Here is a 23,849-nt window from a genome sequence, read left to right as displayed (position 1 = left end):
TAAGCTGCCGCATAACAAATTAATAATACCAAATAAAAATACGTATAGATTAAAAAAGTTCTTTGTGCTTTTGTCAGGGAACTTTTTTTTCGTAAATTTGCGTTCAATTATGCGGCAGTAATAATATACATATTAATACGAGTTAAGAATCCTGTAGTTTTCCACATGCTACGAGGAGGTATTAAAAGGTGCATTTCGACAATGCATCTATTGTAGTATATTATTGCTTAATCAAATGAACATTATAAATTTAGGAATTCTTGCTCACATTGATGCAGGAAAAACTTCCGTAACCGAAAATCTGCTATTTGCCTGCGGAGCAACGGAAAAGCGCGGCAGTGTTGATAAAGGTGACACCATAACAGACTCTATGGATATAGAAAAACGTAGAGGAATTACTATTCGGGCTTCTACGACATCTATTGTTTGGAATGGTGTGAAATGCAATATCATTGACACTCCGGGACACATGGATTTTATTGCAGAGGTGGAGCGGACATTCAAAATGCTTGATGGAGCAGTCCTCATATTATCGGCAAAGGAAGGCATACAAGCACAAACAAAGTTGCTGTTCAAGACTTTGCAAAAACTGCAAATCCCGACAATTATATTTATCAATAAGATTGATCGTGCCGGCGTAAATCTTGAGCGTTTATATCTGGACATAAAAACAAATCTGTCGCAAGACGTCTTGTTTATGCAAACGGTTGTCGATGGAGTAGTTTACCCGATTTGCACCTCAACAGATATAAGGGCAGAACACAAAGAATTTGTATGCAACCATGACGACGATATATTAGAACTATATTTGGCGGATAAAGAAATCTTACCGGCAGATTATTGGAATGCGATAATCGCTCTTGTGGCAAAAGCCAAAGCCTATCCGGTACTACATGGATCAGCAATGTTCAATATCGGTATCAATGAGTTGTTGGACGCCATCTCTTCTTTTATACTTCCTCCAGAATCAGTCTCAAACAGACTTTCAGCTTATCTCTATAAGATAGAGCATGACCCCAAAGGACATAAAAGAAGTTTTCTAAAAATAATTGACGGAAGTCTGAGACTTCGAGACATTGTAAGAATCAACGATTCGGAAAAATTCATCAAGATTAAAAATCTAAAGACTATTTATCAGGGCAGAGAGATAAATGTTGATGAAGTGGGGGCCAATGATATCGCGATTGTAGAAGATATGGAAGATTTTCGAATCGGAGATTATTTAGGTGCTAAACCTTGTTTGATTCAAGGGTTATCTCATCAGCATCCCGCCCTCAAATCCTCCGTCCGACCAGACAAGCCCGAAGAGAGAAGCAAGGTGATATCCGCTCTGAATACATTGTGGATTGAAGACCCGTCTTTGTCCTTTTCCATAAACTCATATAGTGATGAATTGGAAATCTCGTTATATGGTTTGACACAAAAGGAAATCATACAGACATTGCTGGAAGAACGATTTTCCGTCAAGGTCCATTTTGATGAGATCAAGACTATCTACAAAGAACGACCTATAAAAAAGGTGAATAAGATTATTCAGATCGAAGTGCCGCCCAACCCTTATTGGGCCACAATAGGGCTGACTATTGAACCCTTACCGTTAGGGACAGGGTTGCAAATCGAAAGTGACATCTCCTATGGTTATCTGAACCATTCTTTTCAAAATGCCGTTTTTGAAGGGATTCGTATGTCTTGCCAATCTGGTTTACATGGATGGGAAGTGACTGATCTGAAAGTAACTTTTACTCAAGCCGAGTATTATAGCCCGGTAAGTACACCTGCTGATTTCAGACAGCTGACCCCTTATGTCTTCAGGCTGGCCTTGCAACAGTCAGGTGTGGACATCCTCGAACCGATGCTCTATTTTGAGTTGCAGATACCCCAATCGGCAAGTTCCAAAGCTATTACAGATTTGCAAAAAATGATGTCTGAGATTGAAGACATCAGTTGCAATAATGAGTGGTGTCATATTAAAGGGAAAGTTCCATTAAATACAAGTAAAGACTACGCCTCAGAAGTAAGTTCATACACTAAGGGCTTAGGCGTTTTTATGGTTAAGCCATGCGGGTATCAAATAACAAAAGGCGATTATTCTGATAATATCCGTATGAACGAAAAAGATAAACTTTTATTCATGTTTCAAAAATCAATGTCATCAAAATAATGGAGCGGTCAGGAAATTTCTATAAGGCAATACGGTTGGGATATATACTTATCTCCATTCTTATCGGATGTATGGCATATAATAGCCTCTATGAATGGCAGGAGATAGAAGCATTAGAACTTGGCAATAAAAAAATAGACGAGCTCCGAAAAGAAATAAACAATATCAATATTCAAATGATAAAATTTTCTCTATTGGGTGAAACAATACTGGAATGGAACGATAAAGATATCGAGCATTACCATGCACGGCGTATGGCAATGGACAGTATGCTCTGCCGTTTCAAAGCTACCTATCCGGCAGAGCGTATAGACAGCGTACGCCATCTTCTCGAAGATAAGGAACGGCAGATGTGCCAAATCGTTCAAATACTTGAACAACAACAAGCCATCAACGATAAGATAACCAGTCAAGTACCTGTAATCGTGCAGAAGAGTGTACAGGAACAGCCCAAGAAGTCCAAGCGCAAAGGTTTCTTGGGCATCTTCGGCAAAAAGGAAGAAGCGAAACCAACTGTGACTACCACGATGCACCGTTCCTTTAACCGGAATATGAGAACCGAACAACAGGCACAAAGCCGCCGCTTATCGGTTCATGCCGATAGCCTTGCCGCACGAAATGCGGAACTTAACAGGCAACTGCAAGGACTGGTTGTTCAAATAGACGGGAAAGTACAAACTGACCTACAAAAGCGGGAAGCCGAGATAACAGCCATGCGGGAACGGTCGTTCATTCAGATTGGGGGCTTGACAGGGTTCGTTATACTGCTACTGGTCATATCATATATCATCATACACCGAAATGCCAACCGCATCAAGCGATATAAACAGGAAACCGCAGATTTAATCGAGCGACTGCAACAAATGGCAAAGCGAAACGAGGCACTGATAACCTCCCGCAAGAAAGCCGTACATACCATTACCCATGAATTACGCACACCGCTGACTGCAATAACGGGCTATGCCGGACTGATACAAAAAAACTTCAATGCGGATAAAACCGGGATGTATATCCGAAATATTCAGCAATCCTCCGACCGTATGCGTGAAATGCTTAATACTCTTCTGAGTTTCTTCCGGCTGGACGACGGCAAGGAACAGCCTAATTTCTCCACGTGTAGGATTTCATCAATAGCGCATACGCTCGAATCAGAGTTTATGCCAATTGCCATAAACAAGGGACTTGCTCTTACTGTGACGAATCACACGGATGCTGTTGTACTGACCGATAAGGAACGCATTCTACAAATTGGAAATAACCTGCTGTCAAACGCCATCAAGTTCACTGAGAACGGTGCCGTTTCTCTGACAATGGGGTATGATAACGGTATGCTGAAACTTATCGTCAAAGATACGGGTTCGGGTATGACCGAAGAGGAACAGCAACGTGTGTTCGGTGCGTTTGAACGTTTGTCAAACGCTGCCGCAAAGGACGGCTTCGGATTAGGTCTTTCCATTGTTCAGCGCATTGTGACAATGCTCGGCGGCACAATCCAGCTGAAGAGCGAGAAAGGCAAGGGCAGCCGTTTCACGGTGGAGATACCCATGCAGTCAGCCGAGGAATTGCCGGAACGGATAAATAAAACACAGATTCATCATAACCGAACACTCCATGATATTGTTGCCATCGACAATGACAAGGTACTTCTCCTAATGCTGAAAGAAATGTATGCACAAGAAGGGATACATTGCGACACTTGCACCGATGTTGCGGAACTGATGGAAATGATACGCCGGAAAGAATACAGTCTGCTTCTGACCGATTTGAATATGCCGGATATAAACGGCTTCGAGCTGTTGGAACTGCTACGCACCTCCAATGTGGGCAATTCAAGGATCATTCCGATTATTGTAACAACCGCTTCGGGCAGTTGCAACAGAGAGGAACTTTTAGAACGTGGATTTTCCGATTGCCTTCTCAAGCCGTTTTCCATATCGGAGCTGATGGAAGTTTCCGACAAGTGCGCCATGAAAGGTAAACAAAATGAAAAGCCTGATTTCTCCTCCCTACTGTCTTACGGCAATGAATCCGTCATGTTGGATAAACTGATAGCGGAAACCGAAAAGGAAATGCAGTCGGTCAGGGATGCGGAACAACGGAAAGACTTTCAAGAACTGGACGCCCTGACACACCACCTACATAGTTCGTGGGAGATACTGCGTGCCGACCAACCATTAAGGGAACTTTATAAACAGCTTCATGGGAGTGCCGTTCCCGATTATGAAGCATTGAACAACGCCGTGACTGCCGTATTGGATAAGGGTTCGGAGATAATCCGGCTGGCAAAAGAAGAAAGGAGAAAATACGAAAATGGATAAAACAAAAATCATCGTGGTGGAGGACAACATCGTATATTGCGAGTTTGTCTGCAACCTGCTGGCACGGGAGAAATTCCGTACCGTGCAGGCTTTCCACCTCTCGACAGCGAAGAAACTTCTGCAACAAGCCACTGACAATGATATAGTAGTTTCTGATTTGCGTTTGCCTGACGGTGACGGCATCGACCTATTGCGCTGGATGCGCAAAGAAGGCATGACGCAGCCGTTCATCATCATGACCGACTATGCCGAAGTACATACGGCGGTTGAAAGCATGAAACTCGGTTCGCTGGACTACATACCCAAGCAACTCGTGGAGGACAAACTCGTGCCTTTGCTCCGCACCATACTGAAAGAGCGGAATATCGGGCGAAGCCGCATGCCCGTATTTGCCCGTGACGGTTCAGCCTTTCAGAAAATCATGCACCGGATAAGGCTGGTAGCTCCTACCGACATGAGCGTACTGATATTCGGGGAGAACGGTACTGGCAAAGAGCATATTGCCCATCTACTGCACGATAAAAGCAAGCGTTCAGGCAAGCCTTTCGTGGCGGTGGACTGCGGCTCACTCACCAAAGAGCTTGCACCATCGGCGTTCTTCGGACACGTCAAAGGAGCGTTCACTGGTGCTGAAAACACAAAGAAAGGCTATTTCCACGAGGCGGAAGGCGGCACATTGTTTTTAGACGAAGTGGGTAATCTCGCACCAGAAACTCAACAGATGTTACTCCGTGCCATACAGGAACGGCGGTTCCGTCCCGTTGGCGACAAGTCCGACCGCAGTTTCAACGTCCGCATCATCGCCGCCACCAACGAGAATCTGGAAAAGGCGGTCAATGAAAAGCGTTTCCGGCAGGATTTGTTATACCGCCTACATGACTTTGAAATAACCGTTCTGCCCTTACGTGACTGTCAGGAGGACATCATGCCGCTGGCGGAGTTCTTCCGTGAGATTGCCAATAAGGAATTGGAGTGCAAGGTTAGCGGTTTCAGTTCCGAAGCACGGAAAGCGTTGCTGACCCATTCATGGCCGGGCAACGTGCGCGAACTTCGACAGAAAATCATGGGTGCGGTGTTGCAGGCTCAGACGGGACTTGTCACAAAAGAGCATCTGGAACTTGGGATAACCGAAACAACCTCTGTTACCGGCTTCTCCCTACGCAACGACGAGGAAGATAAAGAGCGGATTCTGCGTGCTTTGAAGCAGGCTGACGGGAACCGGAAGGTCGCTGCCGAATTGCTTGGAATAGGCAGGACAACACTCTATAATAAACTGGAAGAATATGGATTGAAGTATAAATTTGAGCAACCATAGCCCGCAATTCGCTGAAAATGGCTATCTTTGCATGACATATCAGAAGGTAACGGCGATTGGCAGAGCCTTTTGCCGCCTATATATAACATAAGACCGCAAGGCGTCCTAATGGGAATCTGGAAAATTAACATTAACAGGAACTATTGCGTGATTGCTTATGCTATGCCTACGCATAGCGTGCATTCACCTATTCCTGTTAAGGGCATTCCAGAGCCTCCATTAGTGATAGCGTGGATTGCACGCTACTTTTTTGCCCTTGCCCAACGAAAGGAAACGCTAATGGGTAAAGTACAGATTCTTGCCGTCCTCACGATGGACGGTTGTCAAAGCTCCGAGTTATATTGCAAAGCGTATAAGGAACTGCGCCTTGAAGATTGCGGTATCAACGAGATAAGGGAAAACGCCCTTTATCATATCACACCCGACTATTCCATCTCTATGCTCGACGAATGGCGGAAATCCGCAACAGACATCTGCTATCTGGCGGAAGTCACTCCTGAAAAGGCGGACTACATCAATGGGCTGTTACGTATGCGTGTGGTGGATGAAATCATACTTTATACGCTTCCTTTCATTGCCGGAACGGGAAAGCGTTTCTTCCAGTCCGCCTTGCCACAGGAACAATGGACGCTGACCTCGCAGAAGGTGTACCGCAACGGAGTGGTCCGCCATATCTATAAAGCGTGCGTTTGATGTCCGGAAAATGGACGAATGTTCAGGAAATGAACACTTTAAGTCGAAAATAATTCCTGACAGACAAATAAATTGCAAAATTATCACACTGAAATCCAGCACCTTGCAGAGAGTGTGCCGGATTTTTTATTTTATGAACACGCTTTTTGCCAATCATATTCATGTGCGCATACCGAAAAACAGAGTGTAAAATTTCAAAATTGACAGGATATGAATTATTTCTTATTGGCGGAAACCGAGTTCTTCCGCCGTATAAACGAAGCCGGGGACTGCAATATGGAAACGGCATATACGGCTTTCGCCACGCAAGTAATCGAGCTATGCAGCGGCAATGTGGACACCAACCGCACCATCATCGCACTGGCTTACATCGAAATCGAGTTGCAGCACCATCCCATGCGCAATCTTCCCGAAGAAAAGAGGGAGGTTGCAGCCTATATCAGCAAGGCACTCTCTTTAGTGAGGAAGATGCAGAAGTTCCTTGCCGCTCCCCAAGTGCCACCACTAATCCCCATCCGTACATCCTCCGACAACACAACCGAAAATCCCGCCTCACCCCTGCAATGGACGGGCAACGCCATCGACCTCGTGGAACTTATCTACGGCATCAACGAGATGGGCTGCATCAACAACGGCAACATGCCGCTCAAACAGCTCGCCCCGCTCCTCTACAAGATTTTCGGTATCGAATCAAAGGACTGCTACCGTTTCTATATCGACATCAAACGCCGGAAAAACGAAAGCCGCACTTACTTCCTTGACAGGATGCAGGAGAAACTGAACGAGAGGATGCTCCGCGACGAGGAAATGGAACGTTTGAGAAAATAATCCTGTACCAATGATGAATCAGGGGGTGACGTTATGTCATTCTCTGATTTTTTGTAGGTTTTGTCCTGCTGTGTAGATACATTTCGTTATCTATTCGCCCGAAAACCAGCGAAAAGCACTATCTTTGTACCCACGTTACAGAATTGTATATGAGCATAGACAACCTCGACATAATAAAACGGTTGATAGCCGAAAAAGAATGCGGACGGGTGGAGTTCAAGGAAACCACCGGACAGTTGGAGCGCGGCATGGAAACGCTTTGCGCCTTCCTTAACGGCGAAGGCGGCACGGTATTGTTCGGTGTCACCGACAAGGGAAAAATCATCGGACAAGACGTGAGCGACAAAACCAAGCGGGATATAGCGGACGCGATCCGGCGTATCGAGCCGTTTGCCACAGTTGAAGTTTCTTATACTGAAATACCAGACACTGGCAAAAGTGTCATCGCACTGTCTGCGGAAGAACAAAGATATATGCGTCCGTTCTCTTACAAAGGACGGGCTTACCTGCGGGTGGAAAGCGCGACATCCATCATGCCGCAGGAGATATATAACCAATATCTGATACAGCGGGGCGGGAAATACGCTTGGGAGGCAATAGCAAATCCTGACCTTAAAATATCCGACCTTGACGAACATGCCGTCATTAGTGCTGTTCGCGGGGGAATCAGAAGCGGTCGTTTACCTGAAGCAACCATAAGGGAAGACTTGCCGACCATTCTCGAAAAATTCAGTCTGTTGCATGACGGGAAACTTAACAATGCTTCAGCAGTGCTGTTCGGTCATGATTTTTATTATTATCCCCAATGCCTGCTCCGTCTGGCGCGTTTCAAAGGCACGACGAAAGACGAGTTTATAGACAATCAACGTGTCACTGGGAATATCTACGCGCTGCTGGATGCTGCAATGGCGTTCTTTTTCAAACATCTGTCACTTTCCGGTAAGATAGAAGGGCTGTACCGTGAGGAAGAACTGGAAATCCCGTACAAGGCATTGAGAGAGTGCTGCACAAATGCGTTGTGCCACCGCCTGTACCACCGTCCCGGCAGTTCGGTGGGAATCGCCATCTATGACGACCGTGTGGAAATAGAGAACAGCGGGACATTTCCGCCGGATATAACAATGGAAAAACTGTTAAGCGGGCATAATTCAGAACCGCAAAATCTAATCATAGCAAACGTGCTGTATAAAAGCGAGGTCTTGGAAAGTTGGGGACGGGGCATCGGGCTTATGATAAGCGAGTGCCGGCGTGTCGGCATTCCGGACCCCGAATTTCACACGGACGGAAACAGCGTATGGGTCGTTTTCCGCTATACCCGGAAAGCAGTCGGGTCATACCCGACAGTCACCCCACAGTCGCCCGATAGTTACCCGACAGTTACCCCGCAAGTGGGAAAAGTTCTGTCTGCAATCGGGAATCAGACACTATCGACAAAAGATGTTATGGAAATGATAGGATTGAAGGACAAAAGCAATTTTCTGGAGCTTTATCTGTATCCTGCAATAAGGTTGGATTTAGTAGAACCGATTTATCCGGAAAAGCCGAAACACCCGCGACAGAAATACCGTCTTACGGAGAAAGGTCTGGATTTAATTAAAAATAAATAGTCATGAACTCGCAAACTGTAGAAATAACATCTGCTGGCATTAGGAAAATATTGAATAAATATACTCCAGAGCGAGCTATTGCCGAATATGTATGGAATGGATTTGATGCAAAAGCAACCGTTGTAAATATTGATTTTGAAATTGACAATGCAGAATTGGACACAATCAAAAATATTAGAATAACAGACAATGGTACAGGCATCTGCTATGAAGAATTACCTATAAAATTCAAAAAATTCTATGAGTCTCAAAAGAGAATAGCCAACGAGAATAATACTGAATTTACAAGAGGAAAAAACGGTTATGGTCGTTTTACTTTCTATAAATTTGCGAGATTTGCTAATTGGGAAACACGCTATAGTAAAGATGCACAAATAATGTCTTATGACATTAGAATTGATAGCGATACTTTAAAAGACTACACTACAACAGAGCCACTTGTATCTGATGACACAACAACAGGTACTTGTGTCGTTTTTAATGAGATTTCTTCTGATATTTCCAGTTTGTTTATAACGAAGACTCTTATCCCTTATCTAAAGGCTGAATTTGCGTGGTTTTTAGAATTGAAATCCGAATATCAAATATACATCAATGGGCAAGAATTAGATTATTCTTCTATAATAGCAGAACAAGAATCAATATCACCGATATTATCACATAACCAGAAAAATAACATCAACTTTCAATGCAAGTATATCCGATGGAATGTAAAGATGAATGATGAATATTCTCGATTTTACTTCTTGAATAATGACTTGGAGTTAAAATTTACCAAAACGACATTATTAAATAAAAAAGGAGATAATTTTTGGCATTCTGTAATTGTGATTGATGATTTCTTCAATGAAATCAATTGTGATAACGAATTAGACGATAATGCTATTCAACCTAAATTGTTTGATAATTCTGCTGATAGAAAATTATTTAAGGAACTAATTACGCAACTCAATGAGTTTCTCAAAAAGAAAAGACGCCCATTCCTAAAGGAGCAAGCAGAAGTTATGGTAACCAAATATAAGAATGAAGATGTTTTCCCTAAATTTGGTACTGAAGATTGGGATATAGTGCGTAGAGAAGGTTTGGAAAACTTCGTAAAGGAACTATACGAAGTAGAACCTGCTGTTTTCATGAAGTTGAACAAAGAACAAAAAAGAGTTTTCTTAGAACTTCTAAATTTGGTGATGGATAGCGGTGAGCGCGATAGTCTGTTTAAGATTTTAGATGCAGTTGTTGAATTAGACTCGAACGATAGGAAAGAATTTGCAAAAATATTAGAAATAACGAGGTTAAAACAAGTCGTTTCCACGATTAAGCTTATTTCAGACAGATTGCTGACACTGGAGAATCTAAAAAAGATTGTTTTTAATCATACTTTACAAGCCAATGAAGTTCGTGATTTGCAGTCGTTCATAGAAAAACACTATTGGATTTTTGGCGAAGAATATAGAATGGTATGTGCGGAAGAGGTCAAATTTGAAGAGGCTTTAAGAAAATACATTTATATTCTGCGTGGAGTTAGCGAGAAAAAATATATTGCTCACCCTAATAAATACAAAGAAATGGATTTATTTCTTACTGGTACTGATTTTAGGGATGGGAGACCTCATAATATAGTTGTGGAAATCAAAAATCCGACAACTATAAAACAATTAAAATCAGAACAGTTAAATCAATTAGAACAATATATGGATGTTATTCTAAAACAAGATTGTTTTAATGATGCTAATGAGTTCTGGACTTTCATTTTGATAGGACAAGACTATGATGATATTGTAGGTCGAAGGGTCATAAATAAGCTTACTGGTTTAGTCCAAAATGACAGTAATTATAGCCTCTATGTAAAAAAATGGAGTGAAATAACAAATGAGGTGGAACGTAGGCTGAAATATTTGCTTGATAAGCTCAAAATAGAAAGAGCCACTTTATCTAAATCCCAATCATTAAATGAGGTAATGAATGAAGTTTCAAATAACACGGCCGCAATGGTTAGTTGAACTTAATATAGTCATAATGCTCAATATAAAGAATTACAAATTACTCCTGTCACAGATAGCTGTAGCAGGAGTAATTCTCAAAACGGGAGTCTGATACATCTTGTTGTTATATATTATTTCTGTTGCAACAGATGTTTCAGATTCTCGTCACCAGCGATGCGCTCCAACTCGTCGGCGACAATCTGTTTCACCTCCTCCTTGATGCGCCTGTAATTCGCCTTCACCATTTCCTTCATGCAGTCGTTGCCGTTCGCGTCCGCGAAGTCGGTAATGACGGGTATCGGCTTGTAGGCTTTCTCCTCGCGCTTCATTTTCTCGGCATCCACGACAATCTCACAGTGGAAAATCTTCTGCTTGATACGCTCGTTGAAGTTGTCGGACACCGAACCGACGAACATCCCCTGCGTCAAGCCGGAAATTTTGCTCGGCGGGATAAGCGCGTCCATCTGCGTGTTGATGGAGGTGGAAACATCCTGCCGGTTGATGGAGATGGACTGCCGCTTTTGAAGCACCTTTCCGAACCGCTCCGAGAGCGTCTTGGCTGTTTCGCCCACCACCTGCCCGGAGAAGATATTGCCGACCGTGTTCATCACCACTTTCGCCTCGCGGTCCCCATAGTCACGCACCAACTGGCTGAAATCCTGAAAACCCAGACACACGGCAACCTTGTTGCTTCGCGCGGTGGCGATAAGGTTGTCCAGCCCCTTGAAGTATATCGTCGGCAGCTCGTCTATGATGACCGACGACTTCAGCATCCCTTTCTTGTTGATAAGTTTAACGATACGGGAATTATACAGACCGAGAGCCGCCCCGTATATGTTCTGTCGGTCGGGATTGTTGCCCACGCAGAGAATTTTCGGTTCTTCGGGATTGTTGATGTCCAGCGTGAACTCGCTGTCCGACATTACCCAATAGAGCTGCGGGGAAATCATGCGTGACAGCGGAATTTTCGCCGAAGCAATCTGCCCCATTAACTGCTCCGCAGCCCCTCCGAGCCACGCGTCCATGAATGGCGAGAGATAGTTCTCCAGTTCGGGATAAGAGGTCAGAATCGGGAAAATATCCTCGTAACGGCGGTTCAGGAACTCGATGGCATGGGGGAACGTGCAATACTTGCCGTTCTGAAAAATTTTAAGATACCAGATGATAGCCGCGAAAAGGATGATGGGCGATTCCACAAAGAAGTCGCCCTGCTTCTGCACCCAACTCTTGTTTAAATTGAGCATGATGGTGTACGCGCTCTCGTAAGCGTCCGTAATGTCCTCCATGAAATCTGGGTGAATGGGATTGCAACGGTGGCTGCGTCGCGGGTCGTCGAAGTTTATCACGTAGAACTTCGGCTTCACCTTGTATCCCTCCGGGTGGTTGAGCAGATGATTATAGGCTATCGTGGACAAGTCACTGAATTTGAAATCATAGACATACATCGAGAAGCCCTTCTCAATCTGCTGCTTGATGAAACTGTTTACCACCGCGTATGACTTTCCGCTGCCCGGCGTACCCAGCACGATGGAGGCGCGGAATGGGTTCACCACGTTGATCCAGCCGTTGTTCCAACGTTTCCTATAATAAAAGCGGGTGGGCAGATTGACCGAATACTCGCTTTCGATGAGCCGTGTTTCCTGCATGAAGCTCTCGTTCTCGTTGTTGAACACGTCATCCATAAGGTTGTGTTTCAACAGGCGGCTCATCCACAGACCGCCCATCAGCAGGCAGACATAGCCCGTGCCTACGGTCAGCGCGTAAAGTCCCGTCACCGCTTCAACCGGCAGCGGCAATGCCAGTATCCACCAGTTGAGGAAGAACAACACGAACCCTGCGGCAAGTGCCGTCCAGATCCTTCCCCAAGTGATTTTCTCTCCCTTGACGCCCTTCGTCCCCAGACAGGACAGGGCAAGCAGGAGGACGGCGAACAGTTTCGTGTAGAGGATGGAATGGAACAGCCCCGCCGTGCGGTTGAAGTTCATCAGGATTCTGTCCACTACGCCGATGTCCACGCCCCAGAGCCGTATGGCTTCATAGCAGAACCAGTACACGTTCATGACCACTAAAATAATACTCACGGCACGCAGAAAATCCATGATTTTCGCCAATGCCCTCAAATCGTCTTCTTGTTGTGACATAGATTGAAAAATTTTGATGTTGATACTTACGGTTACATTCCCAAGCCCTTGCGCCTCTTCTTTTTCCTCTTGCGCTGCATCGCCCGGATAAAGGCTTCCTCCTCGGCATCCACAGCCGGACCTTCGGGAGTGAGCAGACCGACACCGCCCGCCGTGTTCTCGTGGTCGGATGCGGTCTGTCCGCGCATATCCTCTTCTGTTTCCACCGGAACGGACAGCGGAATCGGCGGCTGTCCGGCATAAGGCAGCGTAAAGTGTTCCTGCAAGGCGTTGGCGGAAAGTTCCTTGCCCATGCGCGAGCCGTTCAGCACGCAGCCCGTTCGGTGGTCTATGAACGTGGCTCCGTAGATGCGCCCTTCCTCCGTGTAGCGCAGTACGGTGTCGATGCCCTTTTCCTTGAGCCGCGAAACGAACTTCTCCTTGTCATACGTGCCTTCAAGCACGGAAAGCACGGTGCGTTTCGTCATGTCGGCGAGTTTCCGGTCCTTAATCTCCTGTTTGGAACGGGCAAACTTCTTCTGCACGGCTTCATAGCCTGCGGACTTCCCGAAAAGCGAGGACTTGAACGGGTTGCCAGTCTTGTTCCCGGCATCATCGGTGACGGAATAGACCAGCCCGTGATACTCACGCCCGCGCACGTTTCCCCGCGCTTCCTCCACCGTCATATTATATAAGGATAGGAGGGCGCGATATTCGCCCATCGTCCGGAAACGGTACTGTCCACTCAGAGCCTTGACGGTATTTCCGACCTGCCTCTTCACGTCGCCCGCCGAAGCGTCCACCTTGCGCAGCGGATTTTCCAGCCGTAGGTTCTTACGCTCCGCCGGGTGCAGCCCGTACTTCCGTTCCAGTTCCCTGCGGATGCGGTCGCTGCGGCGGAAGAGGAAATCCTGATTGAGCCGCCTGCCTTTCTCGTCCACATTGATTGTCACGATGTGCAGGTGGTGACGGTCTATGTCCTCGTGCTTGACAACAAGGTACGGCTGGTTCCCGTAGCCGAGTTTCTCCAGATACTCGCGTGCGATGTCCTGCAATTCCGTATCTGTCAGCACGTCGTCGGGATGCGGGTTGAGCGAGATATGGAGTACCGGTTTCTCCACCCTCGTATGCTCCGGCATACAGGCGAGAAAACCTTCCATCGCCTTGCGTATGTCCACCGTCCCCGTGCCGTCATTGTAGATGCGGTTGGTGGTGAGCAGCCGCCCTTTCGCCCCGTTGATCTTTTCCCCGTTGTAGGCAAGCGCGCCGTACAACGACTTTCCTACACTGATTTTTGCGACCATTTCGCCTCCATTTCCCTTGAAAGTTCCACAATCTGACGGCTCAGTTTCACGAGTTCGACGGTCTGTTGCTCCAGCTTGTAGAGCAACGCCATCGCCTTTTTCTCGGAAAAATGCAGCCTGAGTTCCTTCACGACTTGGTTGTAGTTCGTGCCTACCGCGCGGAACTGCGCATGGAAATCGGACAGTCTGGTGTAGTAATCCACCAGCGTCCTGTCCACTTTCAGCACCCTGAACGGTTGCCCGAAGAAGTGCGCCTTGATGAAAACCGACTTGGCGTAAACGCCCGACTTCTCGAACATGGCGAGGAAACGGTTGTGTTCCTCCTCGTTGAAACGGACGGTGTAACGGAACACCGCCGGGTCAAGTTTGGGATTTCTCCCGGTCTTGTTTCTTTTCTCTTTCATATAAACTTTGGATTTAGCGGATGGACGGCATAAGCCGCCGCTTCTTGGCACAGACACCGCAGGTTTGAAAGGCTTCCCGACTTCGGAGAGGAAGCCCGCCCCCTGCAAGGGCAAGTGCTTTTCGTGGCTGCTCAAAACGTTTTGAGCGGCTGAAAAGACATCTTGCTATGTTCAGGCGAACATAAAAATCCGTCGGGGACGGATTGGGGGAATGCCTTTCAAACTCCGGGCTGCACCACCTGCGGCGAACCCTGCCGTTCGGGTGCAAAGTTACGCCCTTAAAGCGGTATCGGACAGAGGCTTGACCCGGACAATCAGTGCCAACCGGCGCAACATGCCGCCACTTGCCGGGGAAGTGGTACAGGTTCCAAAATATCCTTGTTTATTTGCAGCATGATTCAAGAAACGAACAATTTGAAGATATGAAAAATGAGGCTTTCAAATACCCGGCAAACCGCTTCGGCGGCTATTTTCCTGACCGGATACCCGAACCTTCGGATACCCGGCTTTCCAATGACGCGGTGATTCACGGATTCAATGACTTCATGACGCAATGTCGTCATTCACCAGTTATCCGAATCCCTGCCTCACCGTTGAAGCGGATACGTGACGAACCGGACGGGCGGAGATTCGCGGATGCGGATATACATGTCACCGATTCCGTATCGGAGCAGGAAAACAATTCATCAACCATTAAAACCAACAGAACCATGAGTAATGAAACATTCGTTGCATTCGCAACACAGAAAGGGGGTATCGGCAAATCCACCGTCACGGCACTTGCCGCCAACTACCTCCACAACGTGAAAGGACACAATGTCGCCGTCATAGACTGCGACGCCCCACAGCACAGCATACACGGGTTGCGTGAACGTGAAACGGGACTTATCGGCGGGAGCCTCTATTTCAAGGCACTCGCGTGTGACCACTTCCGCAAGATAAGGAAGAACGCCTATCCGGTCATCGCAAGCGACGCCCTTGACGCCCTCGATGACGCCGAAAGGATGCTTGCCGCAGAAGAGGTGAAACCCGACGTCGTGTTCTTCGACATGCCGGGAACCCTGAAAAGCAACGGCGTGGTCAAGACCCTCTCGCAGATGGACTACATCTTCGCGCCCATGAGTGCCGACCGTTTTGTCGTGGAAAGCACCCTGCAATTCGCCGTGATGTTCCGTGACAACCTCATGACGACGGGACAGGCGAAAACAAAAGGGCTGTACCTGTTCTGGACGATGGTGGACGGCAGGGAGAAGAACGGGCTTTACGACCTGTATGAGGATGTGATCGCCGAGATGGGGCTGCCGGTGCTGTCCACCCGCCTGCCCGACAGCAAGAAGTTCCGGCGCGACCTCTCGGAAGAGCGCAAGAGCGTGTTCCGCTCGACTATCTTCCCGATGGATGCGTCCCTGCTGAAAGGAAGCGGCATCCGTGAGTTCTCGGAAGAGATAAGCCGTATCATCAGACCTCAATAATCATGGGCAGCAGGAAAGTGAACACCGAAGGCATTGACGAGGAACTGTTGATAGCCTCCATCGGCAGACGCAGGCAGGACGGGACCCTGTACCACGCGCAGGAGCCGCCCGCGCCTGCTCCCGAAGAAGAAAGCGTCCCTGAGACGGAACCGCCGCCCGTGCAATACACGGCAAAGGAAAAACCGCAGAGGGACACCGTCCGCCGCAAACGGCAGGAGGACGACTATTCCGGGCTGTTCCTCCGCCGCAACGAGATAAAGACGCGCCAGTGCGTCTATATCAGCCGTGACGTCCACAGCAAGATTCTCAAAATCGTGAACGACATCGCCGGGCGTGAAATCTCGGTAGGCGGCTACGTGGACACCGTGCTGCGCCAACATCTGGAACAGCACAAGGAGAAAATAAACGAACTGTACAAGAAACAACGTGAAGACTTGATTTGAATATGGAAAAGAACCGGAAAAACAGAAGTCCGCAGCATGACGGCGGCGGTATGCTTGCCCAAGTGCAGGCGAGTGTGGAAATCCTGTCCCCCGTGCCGTTAGGCGGCAAATGCGGTGAGAAGGACTATGAACGGCTGTTCATCCGTGAAGCCGAAGTGAAGGCACGCGAGGGAAAGATGGCGTATGTGCGCCCGGAGTACCACGACCGCATCATGCGCATCACCCGTGTGATCGGGCACGACCGGCTGTCGCTGTCCGCCTACATCGACCATGTGCTTACGCACCACTTCAACCAGTGCGAGGAGGCGATAAAGAGCCTTTACGCCCGGAATTACGACGCAGTATTTTAACCCTCAAAAAAGAGAACGTGCATGAGTGAAACAATAAGCATGACTGATATTCTGCTGACCGTATCGGTCGGCTGCAACCTGTGGTTTCTGTTCCTGCTCCTTTATGACAGGATCATGGAAACCAGACTTGTCCGCTTCCTCAGAAGCATAGCCGGACTGTGGCGGTCGTTGGGCGGCACTGCGGCAAAGCCCGAAACAGTAAGGGAAACACCGCCCGCAGACACCCCGGACATCATCGGCAAGAGCCGTTTCAGGATGGCACCGACCCGGACAACCGCTGCCATACCGACGCAAGAAGCCGCCACTTCGGAAAAAGGCATTGAGCTGACGGAGGAAGAGGCTACTTTTGACGACGGAAACACGGAAACCGTGTCCCGTCCCGCACAAGTCCCGGAGGATAAACTCGACGAAACCTTCACGAGCCTCACGCCTTCGGAACTGGAGTTCGGGGAGGACGAGCCGGAGGAAGAAACGCCCGACGCGCCGAGGGCATCGGGAAGCAGTTTCGACGAGATAGACGATGCGGTCAGAACCGCCAAAAAACCGGAAGCGACAGCGACGGAACGGGAGCGGGCGGCAAAGGTCTTCACCGACATGGAAGGGACGGAGCTGTACGAGAAGCTGATGACCGGCTCGTCCGAAATGAGCATCCGCATCAAGGGGCTTATCGAAATCCGGCTGAAGAAGCCGAAAAAGGATTTTGTCGTCCCGGACAATATTGAGGACTTCGACATCCGCGACTATGTATAACGAAAAAAGAAATGGTAATGAAAATGTAAAATTACACCCATGCGGCGAGGAAGCGCAAGGCACGTCCGGTCCGCAACGGACACACCCAAGTCCGTAGAAACAAACGGGCAGCCCACTAAACCAAAGAAAAGTAACCGAGTATCAACCGCCCGATAAAGGACCATCCACCCTTTTGACGGCACAAAACAAGAACAGTTTATGAACAAGAACAACAGACAGAAACTTATCCTATCTGCGGCACTTCTTATTGCCGCAACCGCCTCCGCCTTCGCGCAGGGAAACGGCATCGCGGGCATCAACGAAGCCACCTCTATGGTGAGTTCGTATTTCGACCCCGGCACGAAACTCATCTACGCCATCGGCGCGGTAGTCGGGCTTATCGGGGGCGTGAAAGTGTACGGGAAATTCTCGTCCGGCGATCCCGACACCTCCAAGACTGCCGCCTCGTGGTTCGGGGCGTGCATCTTCCTGATTGTCGCCGCCACCATCCTGCGCTCATTCTTCCTTTAATAAACAATGTATGGCTGAATACCCGATAAACAAGGGTATCGGCCGTCCGGTAGAGTTCAAGGGCTTGAAGGCTCAGTACCTCTTCATCTTCTGCGGAGGTCTGCTGGCTCTCTTCGTCCTGTTCATCATCCTCTACATGGTCGGCATCGACCAGTGGATATGTATCGGCTTCGGCGCGGCATCGTCCTCCGTCCTCGTATGGCAGACCTTCGCGCTTAACGCCCGGTACGGCGAACACGGACTGATGAAATTAGGGGCAACAAGGAGCCATCCCCGATACCTTATCAACCGGCGGCGGATCACCCGATTATTCAAACGGAAACGAAAGGAAGAAACGACATGAGGAATACATCCAAAATGACAACACTGGAAAACAAATTCCCGCTAATGGCGGTGGAGCAAGGCTGCATCATATCCAAAGACGCCGACATCACGGTGGCTTTCGAGGTGGAGCTGCCGGAGCTTTATACCGTGACGGGCGCGGAGTACGAGGCGATACACGGCTGCTGGTGCAAGGCGATCAAGGTGCTGCCGGACTTCTCCGTCGTCCACAAGCAGGACTGGTTCATCAAGGAGAAGTACACGCCGGAACTTCACAAGGACGACATGAGTTTTTTGAGCCGCTCTTTCGAGCGTCACTTCAACGAGCGTCCGTACCTGAAGCACACGTGCTACCTCTACCTGACCAAGACGACAAAGGAGCGTAACCGGATGCAGAGCAATTTCAGCACGCTGTGCCGGGGGCATATTATCCCGAAGGAGCTGAATAAGGAAACCGCCGCGAAGTTCATGGAGGCTGCGGAACAGTTCGAGCGCATCATCAACGACAGCGGCTTCGTCAGGCTGCGCCGCCTCTCCACCGACGAGATCGTGGGGACGGACGGCAAAGCCGGGCTGATAGAGCGTTACTTCTCACTCATGCCCGAAGGCGACGCCACGTTGCAGGACATCGACCTCTCGGCAAGGGAGATGCGCATCGGTGACAACCGCCTGTGCCTGCACACCCTGTCCGACGCGGAAGACCTGCCCGGCACGGTGGCTACCGACACCCGGTATGAGAAACTCTCCACCGACCGCTCGGACTGCCGCCTCTCCTTCGCCTCCCCGGTGGGGCTGCTGCTCTCCTGCAACCACATCTACAACCAGTACGTGATTATCGACAACAGCGAGGAGAACCTCCAAAAATTCGAGAAGTCCGCAAGGAATATGCAGTCGCTCTCGCGCTATTCGAGGAGCAACAGCATCAACCGCGAGTGGATAGACCGCTACCTGAACGAGGCGCACTCCTACGGGCTGACCTCGGTGCGGGCGCACTTCAACGTCATGGCGTGGAGCGACGATGCGGAGGGACTGAAACACATAAAGAACGACGTGGGCAGCCAGCTGGCAAGCATGGAGTGCGTGCCGCGCCACAACACCATCGACTGCCCGACACTTTATTGGGCGGCTATGCCCGGCAATGCTGCGGACTTCCCGGCGGAAGAGAGTTTCCACACCTTCATCGAACAGGCTGTGTGCCTCTTCACGGAGGAAACCAACTATCGCAGCTCGCTCTCGCCCTTCGGCATCAAGATGGTGGACAGGCTCACGGGAAAGCCGCTGCACCTCGACATCAGTGACCTGCCGATGAAGCGGGGCATCACCACGAACCGTAACAAGTTCGTATTGGGTCCTTCGGGCAGTGGCAAGTCGTTCTTCATGAACCACCTCGTGCGGCAATACTACGAGCAGGGCGCGCATGTGGTATTGGTGGACACGGGAAACTCCTATCAGGGGCTATGCGAGATGATACGGCGCAAGACGGGCGGCACGGACGGCGTGTATTTTACCTACACGGAGGAGAAGCCCATCAGCTTCAACCCGTTCTATACCGACGACTACGTGTTCGACGTGGAAAAGAAGGACAGCATAAAGACGCTGCTGCTGACGCTCTGGAAGTCGGAGGACGACAAGGTGACGAAAACCGAAAGCGGAGAATTGGGCAGTGCCGTGAGTGCCTACATCGAGCGCATCAGGGCAGACAGGAGCATCGTCCCCTCGTTCAACACCTTCTACGAGTACATGCGCGACGACTACCGCAGGGAACTGGCGGAGCGTGACATCAAGGTGGAGAAGGAGGACTTCAACATCGACAACATGCTTACCACCATGCGGCAGTATTACCGGGGCGGACGCTACGACTTCCTGCTCAACTCGGCGGAGAACATCGACCTGCTGGGCAAGCGGTTCATCGTCTTCGAGATCGATTCCATCAAGGACAACCGCGAACTGTTCCCGGTAGTGACCATCATCATCATGGAAGCCTTCATCAACAAGATGCGCAGGTTGAAGGGCGTGAGAAAGCAGCTTATCGTGGAAGAGGCTTGGAAGGCTCTCTCGTCGGCAAATATGGCTGACTACCTGCGCTATATGTACAAGACGGTGCGCAAGTATTTCGGTGAGGCAATCGTGGTGACGCAGGAGGTGGACGACATCATTTCCTCGCCCGTCGTCAAGGAGAGCATCATCAACAACTCCGACTGCAAGATACTTCTTGACCAGCGCAAGTACATGAACAAGTTCGACCAGATTCAGGCGTTGCTCGGACTGACGGAGAAGGAGAAGTCGCAGATACTCTCCATCAACATGGCGAACAACCCCTCACGGCTCTACAAGGAGGTGTGGATAGGCTTGGGCGGCACGCAGTCGGCGGTCTATGCCACCGAGGTGAGCGCGGAAGAGTATCTGGCGTACACCACCGAGGAAACGGAGAAGGTGGAGGTGTACCGTCTGGCGGAGCAGCTGGGCGGAGACATCGAAGCCGCCATCCGGCAGCTTGCCGAAAGGCGGAGAAACAAGAAATAAGTAATCAATAATCGGTAAAACAGATTTATCAACGAAAAAAAGAAAAGCGTATGAGCATATCAAGAATGAAGATGCTGCAAGTCAGCAAGTGTCTGATCGGACTGGCGGTCATGGTGCTGCAATCCTGCGACGTGGCGGAGAACCGCCGCGACCTGCTGTGCGGGAACTGGGAAAGCGTGGAGGGCAAGCCCGACGTGCTTATCTACAAGGAGGGCGAAGCCTACAAGGTGACGGTATTCAAACGGAGCGGCATCCGCCGCAAGCTGAAACCGGAAACCTACCTCTTGCAGGAGGAGAACGGCAACCTGTTCATGAACACCGGCTTCCGCATCGACGTGGCGTATAACGAAGCCTCCGACGTGCTGACCTTCTCACCCAACGGGGACTACGTGCGTGTGAAGCAGCAGCCGGAAACTCCGGCAGAAAAATAAGAACCGCTAAAATCCAAAGAAACATGAGAACAAGAATAACATTCGCCATCTGCCTGTGCCTGCTTTTCGCGGGCAGGGCTTCCGCCCAATGGGTCGTGAGCGATCCGGGCAATCTGGCGCAGGGCATCATCAACGCCTCGAAGAACATCATCCACACCTCGAAGACCGCCGCCAACATGGTGAACAACTTTCAGGAAACGGTGAAAATCTACGAGCAGGGCAAGAAGTATTACGACGCCCTCAAATCGGTGAACAATCTGGTCAAGGACGCCCGCAAGGTGCAGCAGACCATCCTGATGGTAGGCGACATCACGGACATCTACGTGACCAGCTTCCAGAAGATGCTGCGCGACGACAACTTCACGGTGGAGGAACTCGGAGCCATCGCCTTTGGGTACACGAAGCTGCTGGAAGAATCCAACGACGTGCTGACGGAGCTGAAGAACGTGGTGAACATCACCACGCTCTCCATGACGGACAAGGAGCGCATGGACGTGGTGGAACGCTGCCACTCCAAGATGAAGCGTTACCGCAACCTCGTGAGCTACTACACCAACAAGAACATCAGCGTGAGCTACCTGCGTGCGAAGAAGAAAAACGACCTCGACCGCATCATGGGGCTGTACGGGAGCATGAACGAAAGATACTGGTAGCCTATGGAGTTCGACAACCTTCACCAGATTCTCCGCTCGCTCTACGAGCAGATGATGCCGCTGTGCGCTGACATGGCGGGCGTGGCGAAAGGCATCGCCGGGCTGGGCGCGCTCTTCTATGTCGCCTACCGGGTATGGCAGTCGTTGGCGAGAGCCGAACCGATAGACGTCTTCCCGATGCTCCGCCCATTTGCCATCGGTCTGTGCATCATGTTCTTCCCTACGGTGGTGCTTGGCACGATAAACAGCGTCCTCTCGCCCGTCGTGCAGGGCACGGCGAAACTGCTCGAAACGCAGACGCTGGACATGAACAAGTACCGGGAGCAGAAGGACAGGCTGGAATACGAGGCGATGGTGCGCAATCCCGAAACCGCCTACCTCGTGTCCAACGAGGAGTTTGACAAGCAACTGGAGGAATTGGGCTGGTCGCCCTCCGACATGGTGACGATGGCGGGGATGTATATCGACCGGGGGATGTACAAGATGAAGAAGGGCATCCGCGACTTCTTCCGCGAGATACTGGAACTGATGTTCCAAGCCGCCGCCCTCGTGATAGACACCATCCGCACATTCTTCCTCGTGGTGCTGGCGATACTCGGTCCGATAGCCTTCGCCATATCGGTGTGGGACGGCTTCCAAAGCACGCTCACGCAGTGGATATGCCGCTACATACAGGTCTATCTGTGGCTGCCCGTGTCGGACATATTCAGCACCATACTCGCCAAGATTCAGGTGTTGATGCTCCAGAGCGACATCGAGCGCATGCAGACCGACCCCAACTTCTCGCTGGATTCCAGCGACGGGGTGTATATCGTGTTCATGATAATCGGCATCATCGGCTACTTCACCATTCCGACGGTGGCGGGCTGGATCATCCAAGCCGGGGGCATGGGCGGCTACGGGCGCAACGTGAACCAGATGGCGGGACGCGCCGGAAGCATGGCGGGCAGCGTGGCGGGTGCAGCCGCAGGCAACATGGTCGGACGTGCCGGGAAACTGCTGAAATAATCAATGTGCAATTATAAACGGAAAAGTAAAATGGAATTCAAATCACTTAAAAACATCGAATCATCGTTCCGGCAGATACGCCTGTTCGGTATCGTCTTCCTCTCGCTGTGCGCCGTGATAACGGTATGGAGCGTGTGGAGTTCCTACCGCTTCGCGGAGCGGCAGCGTGAGAAGATCTATGTGCTGGACAACGGCAAGTCGCTGATGCTGGCACTCTCGCAGGACCTCTCGCAGAACCGTCCGGCGGAAGCGAGGGAGCATGTGCGCCGCTTCCACGAGCTGTTCTTCACGCTCTCGCCCGAAAAGAGCGCGATAGAACACAACGTGAAGCGTGCGTTGCTGCTGGCGGACAAGAGCGTGTACAACTACTATTCGGACTTCGCCGAGAAGGGGTACTACAACCGCATCATCGCCGGTAACATCAACCAAGTGCTGAAGGTGGACAGCGTGGTGTGCGACTTCAACGGCTATCCCTACCGTGCCGTGACCTACGCCACGCAGAAGATCATCCGGCAGAGCAACGTCACCGAGCGCAGCCTCGTGACCACCTGCCGCCTCTTGAACTCGTCCCGTTCGGACGACAACCCCAACGGTTTCACCATCGAGGGATTCACCATCATCGAGAACAAGGATTTACAAACCATCAAAAGGTAACAGGC

Annotated in this window: 21 protein-coding genes; 18 read left to right on the top strand and 3 right to left on the bottom strand. The window is 49.7% G+C overall.

Annotated features, from left to right (window positions below):
• The first annotated feature begins 235 nt into the window (after positions 1-235).
• From tet(Q) to M1P97_RS06335, 7 genes are all read left to right on the top strand, one after another.
• Positions 236-2,161, top strand: coding sequence for a tetracycline resistance ribosomal protection protein Tet(Q) (gene tet(Q) / locus M1P97_RS06365; protein ID WP_249388669.1), 1,926 nt, complete (start codon positions 236-238; stop codon positions 2,159-2,161).
• Positions 2,161-4,479 carry a hybrid sensor histidine kinase/response regulator gene (locus M1P97_RS06360; RefSeq protein ID WP_249388668.1) on the top strand — a complete coding sequence of 773 codons (2,319 nt, stop codon included), beginning with the start codon at positions 2,161-2,163 and terminating at the stop codon, positions 4,477-4,479. The genes tet(Q) and M1P97_RS06360 overlap by 1 nt, the downstream gene beginning before the upstream one ends.
• Positions 4,472-5,794: a sigma-54-dependent transcriptional regulator gene (locus M1P97_RS06355; protein WP_008645588.1), complete on the top strand. Its 1,323-nt coding sequence runs from the start codon at positions 4,472-4,474 to the stop codon at positions 5,792-5,794. Before M1P97_RS06360 ends, M1P97_RS06355 begins: the two co-directional genes overlap by 8 nt.
• Positions 5,795-6,073: 279 nt before the next feature.
• Positions 6,074-6,487: a dihydrofolate reductase family protein gene (locus M1P97_RS06350; protein WP_008655868.1), complete on the top strand. Its 414-nt coding sequence runs from the start codon at positions 6,074-6,076 to the stop codon at positions 6,485-6,487.
• 210 nt (positions 6,488-6,697) lie between these two features.
• Positions 6,698-7,315, top strand: coding sequence for an RteC domain-containing protein (locus tag M1P97_RS06345; protein WP_008645591.1), 618 nt, complete (start codon positions 6,698-6,700; stop codon positions 7,313-7,315).
• Between the two features lie 149 nt (positions 7,316-7,464).
• A complete protein-coding gene (locus M1P97_RS06340; protein ID WP_008645592.1) occupies positions 7,465-8,922 on the top strand; it encodes an ATP-binding protein in 1,458 nt (485 codons plus the stop codon).
• Between the two features lie 2 nt (positions 8,923-8,924).
• Entirely contained in the window at positions 8,925-10,919 is a 1,995-nt protein-coding gene (locus M1P97_RS06335; protein WP_008645594.1) for an ATP-binding protein, read from the top strand.
• A gap of 113 nt (positions 10,920-11,032) precedes the next feature.
• On the opposite strand, the gene mobC is transcribed toward M1P97_RS06335, so the two are convergent.
• From mobC to mobA, 3 genes are read right to left on the bottom strand one after another with little or no spacing between them, the layout of a single operon-like run.
• Positions 11,033-13,042, bottom strand: a complete 2,010-nt coding sequence (gene mobC / locus M1P97_RS06330) for a conjugal transfer protein MobC (RefSeq protein ID WP_008645597.1) — start codon at positions 13,040-13,042, stop codon at positions 11,033-11,035.
• Positions 13,043-13,074: 32 nt separating this feature from the next.
• Positions 13,075-14,325, bottom strand: a complete 1,251-nt coding sequence (mobB, locus tag M1P97_RS06325; RefSeq protein ID WP_008645598.1) for a conjugal transfer protein MobB — start codon at positions 14,323-14,325, stop codon at positions 13,075-13,077.
• Positions 14,304-14,729, bottom strand: a complete 426-nt coding sequence (gene mobA / locus M1P97_RS06320) for a conjugal transfer protein MobA (RefSeq protein WP_005944180.1) — start codon at positions 14,727-14,729, stop codon at positions 14,304-14,306. The genes mobB and mobA overlap by 22 nt, the downstream gene beginning before the upstream one ends.
• 422 nt (positions 14,730-15,151) lie before the next feature.
• Between mobA and M1P97_RS06315 the strand changes: the two genes are divergently transcribed.
• From M1P97_RS06315 to traK, 11 genes are all read left to right on the top strand, one after another.
• The gene (locus M1P97_RS06315; RefSeq protein ID WP_117969097.1) at positions 15,152-16,201 is read left to right on the top strand and encodes a ParA family protein; all 1,050 of its coding nucleotides are present in this window, start codon (positions 15,152-15,154) and stop codon (positions 16,199-16,201) included.
• A 2-nt stretch (positions 16,202-16,203) separates the two neighbouring features.
• Positions 16,204-16,644 carry a DUF3408 domain-containing protein gene (locus M1P97_RS06310; protein ID WP_005944168.1) on the top strand — a complete coding sequence of 147 codons (441 nt, stop codon included), beginning with the start codon at positions 16,204-16,206 and terminating at the stop codon, positions 16,642-16,644.
• A 2-nt stretch (positions 16,645-16,646) separates the two neighbouring features.
• Complete coding sequence (locus M1P97_RS06305; protein ID WP_008645600.1) at positions 16,647-16,994, top strand: DUF3408 domain-containing protein; 348 nt, start codon at positions 16,647-16,649, stop codon at positions 16,992-16,994.
• 21 nt (positions 16,995-17,015) lie between these two features.
• On the top strand, positions 17,016-17,744 hold the full coding sequence (locus M1P97_RS06300; RefSeq protein WP_008645601.1) for a hypothetical protein: 729 nt from the start codon (positions 17,016-17,018) through the stop codon (positions 17,742-17,744).
• A gap of 198 nt (positions 17,745-17,942) precedes the next feature.
• On the top strand, positions 17,943-18,254 hold the full coding sequence (locus M1P97_RS06295) for a DUF4134 domain-containing protein (RefSeq protein ID WP_008645602.1): 312 nt from the start codon (positions 17,943-17,945) through the stop codon (positions 18,252-18,254).
• Between the two features lie 10 nt (positions 18,255-18,264).
• On the top strand, positions 18,265-18,597 hold the full coding sequence (locus tag M1P97_RS06290; protein ID WP_249388667.1) for a DUF4133 domain-containing protein: 333 nt from the start codon (positions 18,265-18,267) through the stop codon (positions 18,595-18,597).
• Positions 18,594-21,098: a TraG family conjugative transposon ATPase gene (locus M1P97_RS06285; RefSeq protein WP_032535928.1), complete on the top strand. Its 2,505-nt coding sequence runs from the start codon at positions 18,594-18,596 to the stop codon at positions 21,096-21,098. The genes M1P97_RS06290 and M1P97_RS06285 overlap by 4 nt, the downstream gene beginning before the upstream one ends.
• A 50-nt stretch (positions 21,099-21,148) precedes the next feature.
• Positions 21,149-21,529, top strand: a complete 381-nt coding sequence (locus M1P97_RS06280; protein WP_008645992.1) for a DUF3876 domain-containing protein — start codon at positions 21,149-21,151, stop codon at positions 21,527-21,529.
• Between the two features lie 23 nt (positions 21,530-21,552).
• Positions 21,553-22,182, top strand: a complete 630-nt coding sequence (locus tag M1P97_RS06275; RefSeq protein ID WP_008645990.1) for a DUF4141 domain-containing protein — start codon at positions 21,553-21,555, stop codon at positions 22,180-22,182.
• A gap of 3 nt (positions 22,183-22,185) precedes the next feature.
• Positions 22,186-23,190 (top strand): conjugative transposon protein TraJ, encoded by a 1,005-nt coding sequence (gene traJ / locus M1P97_RS06270; RefSeq protein WP_008645989.1) that lies wholly within the window; start codon positions 22,186-22,188, stop codon positions 23,188-23,190.
• 30 nt (positions 23,191-23,220) lie between these two features.
• Positions 23,221-23,844, top strand: a complete 624-nt coding sequence (traK, locus tag M1P97_RS06265) for a conjugative transposon protein TraK (protein WP_004308925.1) — start codon at positions 23,221-23,223, stop codon at positions 23,842-23,844.
• The last annotated feature ends 5 nt before the right edge of the window (positions 23,845-23,849 follow it).

Origin of the sequence: Parabacteroides leei, assembly GCF_023369805.1 — a bacterium.
In the GTDB taxonomy this organism is placed as follows: Bacteria; Bacteroidota; Bacteroidia; order Bacteroidales; family Tannerellaceae; genus Parabacteroides; species Parabacteroides leei.
Note: the sequence above shows the minus strand (reverse complement) of the source record. Positions and strands in the feature narration are given on the sequence as shown.

Coding starts and splice junctions, on each gene's coding strand:
- M1P97_RS06350 (WP_008655868.1), top strand. CDS start 6,074: ATGGGTAAAGTACAGATTCTTGCCGTCCTCACGATGGACGGTTGTCAA.
- M1P97_RS06305 (WP_008645600.1), top strand. CDS start 16,647: ATGGAAAAGAACCGGAAAAACAGAAGTCCGCAGCATGACGGCGGCGGT.
- M1P97_RS06300 (WP_008645601.1), top strand. CDS start 17,016: ATGAGTGAAACAATAAGCATGACTGATATTCTGCTGACCGTATCGGTC.
- M1P97_RS06280 (WP_008645992.1), top strand. CDS start 21,149: ATGAGCATATCAAGAATGAAGATGCTGCAAGTCAGCAAGTGTCTGATC.
- mobA (WP_005944180.1), bottom strand. CDS start 14,729: ATGAAAGAGAAAAGAAACAAGACCGGGAGAAATCCCAAACTTGACCCG.
- M1P97_RS06285 (WP_032535928.1), top strand. CDS start 18,594: ATGAGGAATACATCCAAAATGACAACACTGGAAAACAAATTCCCGCTA.
- M1P97_RS06335 (WP_008645594.1), top strand. CDS start 8,925: ATGAACTCGCAAACTGTAGAAATAACATCTGCTGGCATTAGGAAAATA.
- traK (WP_004308925.1), top strand. CDS start 23,221: ATGGAATTCAAATCACTTAAAAACATCGAATCATCGTTCCGGCAGATA.
- M1P97_RS06315 (WP_117969097.1), top strand. CDS start 15,152: ATGAAAAATGAGGCTTTCAAATACCCGGCAAACCGCTTCGGCGGCTAT.
- mobB (WP_008645598.1), bottom strand. CDS start 14,325: ATGGTCGCAAAAATCAGTGTAGGAAAGTCGTTGTACGGCGCGCTTGCC.
- M1P97_RS06295 (WP_008645602.1), top strand. CDS start 17,943: ATGAACAAGAACAACAGACAGAAACTTATCCTATCTGCGGCACTTCTT.
- M1P97_RS06290 (WP_249388667.1), top strand. CDS start 18,265: ATGGCTGAATACCCGATAAACAAGGGTATCGGCCGTCCGGTAGAGTTC.
- traJ (WP_008645989.1), top strand. CDS start 22,186: ATGGAGTTCGACAACCTTCACCAGATTCTCCGCTCGCTCTACGAGCAG.
- M1P97_RS06345 (WP_008645591.1), top strand. CDS start 6,698: ATGAATTATTTCTTATTGGCGGAAACCGAGTTCTTCCGCCGTATAAAC.
- M1P97_RS06310 (WP_005944168.1), top strand. CDS start 16,204: ATGGGCAGCAGGAAAGTGAACACCGAAGGCATTGACGAGGAACTGTTG.
- mobC (WP_008645597.1), bottom strand. CDS start 13,042: ATGTCACAACAAGAAGACGATTTGAGGGCATTGGCGAAAATCATGGAT.
- M1P97_RS06340 (WP_008645592.1), top strand. CDS start 7,465: ATGAGCATAGACAACCTCGACATAATAAAACGGTTGATAGCCGAAAAA.
- M1P97_RS06355 (WP_008645588.1), top strand. CDS start 4,472: ATGGATAAAACAAAAATCATCGTGGTGGAGGACAACATCGTATATTGC.
- M1P97_RS06360 (WP_249388668.1), top strand. CDS start 2,161: ATGGAGCGGTCAGGAAATTTCTATAAGGCAATACGGTTGGGATATATA.
- M1P97_RS06275 (WP_008645990.1), top strand. CDS start 21,553: ATGAGAACAAGAATAACATTCGCCATCTGCCTGTGCCTGCTTTTCGCG.